This window comes from Micromonospora sp. NPDC049799, assembly GCF_040656655.1.
Taxonomy (GTDB): Bacteria; Actinomycetota; Actinomycetes; order Mycobacteriales; family Micromonosporaceae; genus Micromonospora.
Map to the genome: position 1 here is coordinate 1 of NZ_JBFAMU010000383.1, position 4,776 is coordinate 4,776.

Here is a 4,776-nt window from a genome sequence, read left to right on the forward strand (position 1 = left end):
CGGCGCGTACGGCATCGAGGCGGCGGCGAACACCTACTACAACAAGCCGGGAACCGGACCCGCCGGACCGGGAACCGACGGCCCGGACGGCCCGGACGGCTCCGGCGGGGACGGCCCGGACAGTCCCGGCGGGGACGGCCCGGACGGTCCCGGTCGGGACGGCGCGGCTGCCGGTCGCCCCGGCGACGGGGGAGCGGCGGACCGCGGCGCGGACCGGGGCGGAGCGGTCGCCCGCGTATCGACCGAGGTCACGGCGAGCTGACGCGGCGGGGGACACCGGCGGACGTGCTGCGGGTGCGCCCGGTGGTGCGGCCCGACGAGGTGTTACCGTGGAATCCCGTGGATCGCGTGATCACTTTGCTGATCGGCACGGCGGTCTGCACGACCGCGACGGACGACACGGGAGCAGGCCTTGGCCCCATCAGCACGGACGACCAGGCACATTTTCGTCACCGGGGGCGTTGCCTCCTCGCTGGGTAAGGGCCTCACCGCCTCCAGCCTCGGCAACCTGCTCACCGCGCGCGGCCTGCGCGTGGTCATGCAGAAGCTCGACCCCTACCTCAACGTCGATCCCGGGACGATGAACCCGTTCCAGCACGGCGAGGTCTTCGTGACCGAGGACGGCGCCGAGACCGACCTCGACGTCGGGCACTACGAGCGGTTCCTCGACCGGGACCTGTCCGGCAAGGCCAACGTCACCACCGGCCAGATCTACTCCGAGGTGATCGCCAAGGAGCGGCGCGGCGAGTACCTGGGCGACACCGTCCAGGTCATCCCGCACATCACCAACGAGATCAAGTCCCGGATCCTCGGCATGGCCGACCCGGACGCCGACGATCAGGTGCCGGACGTGGTGATCACCGAGGTCGGCGGCACCGTCGGCGACATCGAGTCGCTGCCGTTCCTGGAGGCCATCCGGCAGATCCGCCACGACCTGGGCCGGGACAACTGCTTCTACCTGCACGTCTCGCTGGTGCCGTACCTGGCGCCGTCGGGCGAGCTGAAGACGAAGCCGACCCAGCACTCGGTGGCGCAGCTGCGCAGCATCGGCATCCAGCCCGACGCGCTGGTGCTGCGCTGCGACCGGGACATCCCGGACAAGGTCAAGGAGAAGCTGTCCCTCTACTGCGACGTGGACCGCGAGGCGGTCACCGCCGCGCCGGACGCGCCGAGCATCTACGACATCCCGAAGGTGCTGCACCGCGAGGGTCTCGACGCGTACGTGGTGCGCCGCCTGGGCCTCTCCTTCCGGGACGTGGACTGGGCCAGCTGGGACGACCTGCTGGACCGGGTGCACCAGCCCCGGCACACCGTCACCGTCGCCCTGGTCGGCAAGTACGTCGACCTGCCCGACGCGTACCTGTCGGTCAGTGAGGCGATCCGGGCCGCCGGCTTCGGTCACCGGGCCCGGGTGCAGCTGCGCTGGGTGCCCAGCGACGACTGCGTCACCCCGGCCGGCGCGGCGTCCGCCCTGGCCGGCGTGGACGGCATCGTCATCCCCGGCGGCTTCGGCGTGCGCGGCATCGAGGGCAAGATCGGCACCGCCCGGTACGCCCGCGAGAACGGCATCCCGCTGCTCGGCCTCTGCCTGGGACTCCAGTGCATGACCATCGAGGTGGCCCGGCACCTGGGCGGCCTGGACGGGGCGAACTCGCTGGAGTTCGACGAGGAGGCCGTGCACCCGGTCATCGCCACGATGGCCGACCAGGAGGACATCGTCGCCGGTCGCGGCGACCTGGGAGGCACCATGCGCCTGGGCGCGTACCCGGCGACGCTCGCCGAGGGCTCGCTGGTCGCCGAGGCGTACGGCAGCACCGAGGTCAGCGAGCGGCACCGCCACCGGTACGAGGTCAACAACGCCTACCGCGACCAGCTCACCAAGGCCGGCCTGCACATCTCCGGCACCTCGCCGGACGGCCGGCTGGTCGAGTTCATCGAGCTGGACCGGGAGCTGCACCCGTTCTTCGTGGCCACCCAGGCCCACCCGGAGCTGAAGAGCCGGCCGACCCGCCCGCACCCGCTGTTCGCGTCGTTCGTGAAGGCGGCCGTCGCGTACTCCGAGGCCGACCAGCTTCCGGTCGACCTCGACGCCGTCCCGGCGGCGAAGAAGGCTGGCCGCAACGGCGCCGCGAGGAGCGGGGCGCCGGCGTGAGCGCGGTTGAGCACCGGTACGAGCTGCGCTCCCGTACCGAGCGGTACCGCGGGAAGATCTTCGACGTGGTCAGTGACGAGGTGACCATGCCGGGCGGGGGCACCGCCGTGCGGGACCACGTCCGGCACGTCGGTGCGGTCGCCGTGGTCGCGCTCGACGACGCCGGCCAGGTGGTGCTCATCCGCCAGTACCGGCACCCGGTCGGGCGGCACCTGTGGGAGCTGCCGGCGGGGCTGATGGACGTCACCGGCGAGGACCTGGCCGTCGCGGCGGCGCGGGAACTGGCCGAGGAGGCCGACCTGACCGCCGGCCGGATGGACGTCCTGGTGGACCTGCACAGCTCGCCGGGGTTCAGCAACGAGCTGGTCCGGGTGTTCCTGGCCCGGGACCTGGCGGACGTACCGGCGGACGAGCGGCACGACCGCCGTGAGGAGGAGGCCGACCTCCAGGTCCTCCGGATCGACCTGGACGAGGCGGTCGGCATGGTCGTGGCGGGCGAGATCACCAACGCCTCCGCGGTGGCCGGGCTGCTCGCCGCCGCCCGGGCCCGCGACACCGGATGGTCGGTGCTGCGCCGCCCGGACGCGCCGCTGCCCCGCTGACAACCCGGAAGAGGTACGCGAGAAGGGGCCGCGCGGTTCGCCGCGCGGCCCCTTCTTCCGTCGATGGTCGGGTCAGTCGCGCAGCGGCCGGCCCTGCGCGTCGGTGCCGCCGTTGACGAGGATCAGGATCCCGTCGATGAGGCCCCAGAGGCCGCCGGCGCCGCAGGTCACGAGGCTCACCACGAGCTGCAGGACGGCGATCTTGGTGTGGCCGGTGTAGAAGCGACCGGCACCGAACGTGCCGAGCAGGATGCCGAGGATGCCCGCGACGATCTTGCTCTTGTCGGAAACGCCCGCCGGATACCCCGGCTGGTAGGGAGGAGTGGTCATGGGGCGACACACTAGTGATCCACTTGCCTCCTGTCCCCGGCGGGACACGCCCGGTGGGACGATAATGGTCGAACACTGTCCTGTCGGCTGAGTCGGTCTCCACCGTCGGCCGGGGTGGCACCTGACAGTTCGTCAGGCTGGCCGGGCACCGGATGTCACTGTGCTGGCTCCCGGAGGCAGCGGGCGCGCCTAGACTGCCGCCGGCGGGACCGGTGGACCGCGGCGGCAACGGGGCCGTCGTGGCGCCGAGGCAGTCGGGGGTGAGCTGCCCCGAAGAGAGGTGTCTGCATCGTGAAGGTCGGAATCCCCCGCGAGGTCAAGAACCACGAGTACCGGGTGGCGATCACGCCGGCGGGTGTCAACGAGTTCACCCGCAGCGGTCACCAGGTCTTCGTCGAATCGGGCGCCGGAGTCGGGTCCAGCATCAGCGACGACGAGTTCGCCGCCGCCGGGGCCAAGATCCTGGCCACCGCCGACGAGGTGTGGGACACCGCCGAGCTGGTGCTCAAGGTCAAGGAGCCGGTCGCCGAGGAGTACCACCGGATGCGCGAGGGGCAGGTGCTCTTCACCTACCTGCACCTGGCCGCCTCGAAGACGTGCACCGACGCGCTCATCGACCGCAAGGTCACCGGCATCGCGTACGAGACCGTCGAGCTGCCCGACCGGTCGCTGCCGCTGCTCGCCCCGATGTCCGAGGTGGCCGGCCGGCTCGCCCCGCAGGTGGGCGCCTTCTACATGATGCGCACCGGCGGTGGGCGGGGCGTGCTGCCGGGTGGCGTCTCCGGCGTGTACGCGGCGAAGACCGTGGTCATCGGCGCCGGCGTCTCCGGCATGAACGCCGCCGCGATCGCGCTGGGCCTGCAGTCCGAGGTGCTGCTGCTGGACAAGAACGTGGCCCGGCTGCGGCAGGCCGACGCCATCTACCGGGGTCACCTGCAGACGGTCGCCTCCAACGCGTACGAGGTCGAGCGGGCCGTGCTCGACGCGGACCTGGTCATCGGCGCCGTGCTGGTGCCCGGCGCGAAGGCCCCGATGTTGATCTCCAACGAGCTGGTCTCCCGGATGAAGCCGGGCAGCGTGCTGGTGGACATCGCCATCGACCAGGGCGGTTGCTTCGAGGACTCGCGTCCCACCACGCACGCCGACCCGACCTACAAGGTGCACGACTCGATCTTCTACTGCGTGGCGAACATGCCCGGCGCGGTGCCGAACACCAGCACGTACGCGCTGACCAACGTCACCCTGCCGTACGCCCTCGAACTGGCCAACCAGGGCTGGCGCGAGGCGCTACGCCGGGACCCGGCGCTGGCCCTGGGCCTGAACACCCACGACGGTCAGGTCGTCTACGGCCCGGTCGCCGAGGCGCACGGCATGGCCACGCTGCCCTTGGCCGAGGTCCTCGCCTGACCACGTCGATCGACGGGGCCGGCACGGGCGTGGAGCCCGCGCCGGCCCTTCGGCGTGCCGTCCGCGGCTACCTCGACCACCTCACCGTCGAGCGGGGACTGTCCACGAACACCCTCGCCTCGTACCGGCGCGACCTGGACCGCTACGTCACGACGCTGACCGGGGCCGGCATCGTCGACCTCGCGTCGGTCAGTACCGGATGGGCACCGGGGCGGCGCTCTTCGCGGTCCTCCAGGTGCTCTCCGCGCTGGCGATGTACGGCCGGTTGGGCCGGTTCACGCCGTC

The 4,776-nt window shown here is 71.9% G+C and carries 5 protein-coding genes and 1 pseudogene; 5 read left to right on the forward strand and 1 reads right to left on the reverse strand.

Annotated elements, in window-relative coordinates; translation table 11 throughout:
- From AB0I76_RS22670 to AB0I76_RS22680, 3 genes are all read left to right on the forward strand, one after another.
- A partial coding sequence (locus AB0I76_RS22670) for a hypothetical protein (RefSeq protein WP_357038812.1) occupies nucleotides 1-262 on the forward strand: 262 nt, incomplete at its 5' end.
- 150 nt (nucleotides 263-412) lie between these two features.
- Entirely contained in the window at nucleotides 413-2,152 is a 1,740-nt protein-coding gene (locus AB0I76_RS22675; RefSeq protein WP_357038815.1) for a CTP synthase, read from the forward strand.
- Nucleotides 2,149-2,754 carry an NUDIX hydrolase gene (locus AB0I76_RS22680; RefSeq protein ID WP_357038818.1) on the forward strand — a complete coding sequence of 202 codons (606 nt, stop codon included), beginning with the start codon at nucleotides 2,149-2,151 and terminating at the stop codon, nucleotides 2,752-2,754. The genes AB0I76_RS22675 and AB0I76_RS22680 overlap by 4 nt, the downstream gene beginning before the upstream one ends.
- Before the next feature lie 72 nt (nucleotides 2,755-2,826).
- On the opposite strand, the gene AB0I76_RS22685 is transcribed toward AB0I76_RS22680, so the two are convergent.
- Nucleotides 2,827-3,150 (reverse strand): TM2 domain-containing protein, encoded by a 324-nt coding sequence (locus tag AB0I76_RS22685; protein WP_357038824.1) that lies wholly within the window; start codon nucleotides 3,148-3,150, stop codon nucleotides 2,827-2,829.
- Between the two features lie 225 nt (nucleotides 3,151-3,375).
- Here AB0I76_RS22685 and ald point away from each other — a divergent pair, with 225 nt between their 5' ends.
- Nucleotides 3,376-4,491, forward strand: coding sequence for an alanine dehydrogenase (gene ald / locus AB0I76_RS22690; protein WP_357038821.1), 1,116 nt, complete (start codon nucleotides 3,376-3,378; stop codon nucleotides 4,489-4,491).
- An 8-nt stretch (nucleotides 4,492-4,499) separates the two neighbouring features.
- Nucleotides 4,500-4,682 (forward strand): annotated as a pseudogene (locus tag AB0I76_RS22695) (site-specific integrase); the annotation flags it as partial.
- Nucleotides 4,683-4,776: the final 94 nt, after the last annotated feature.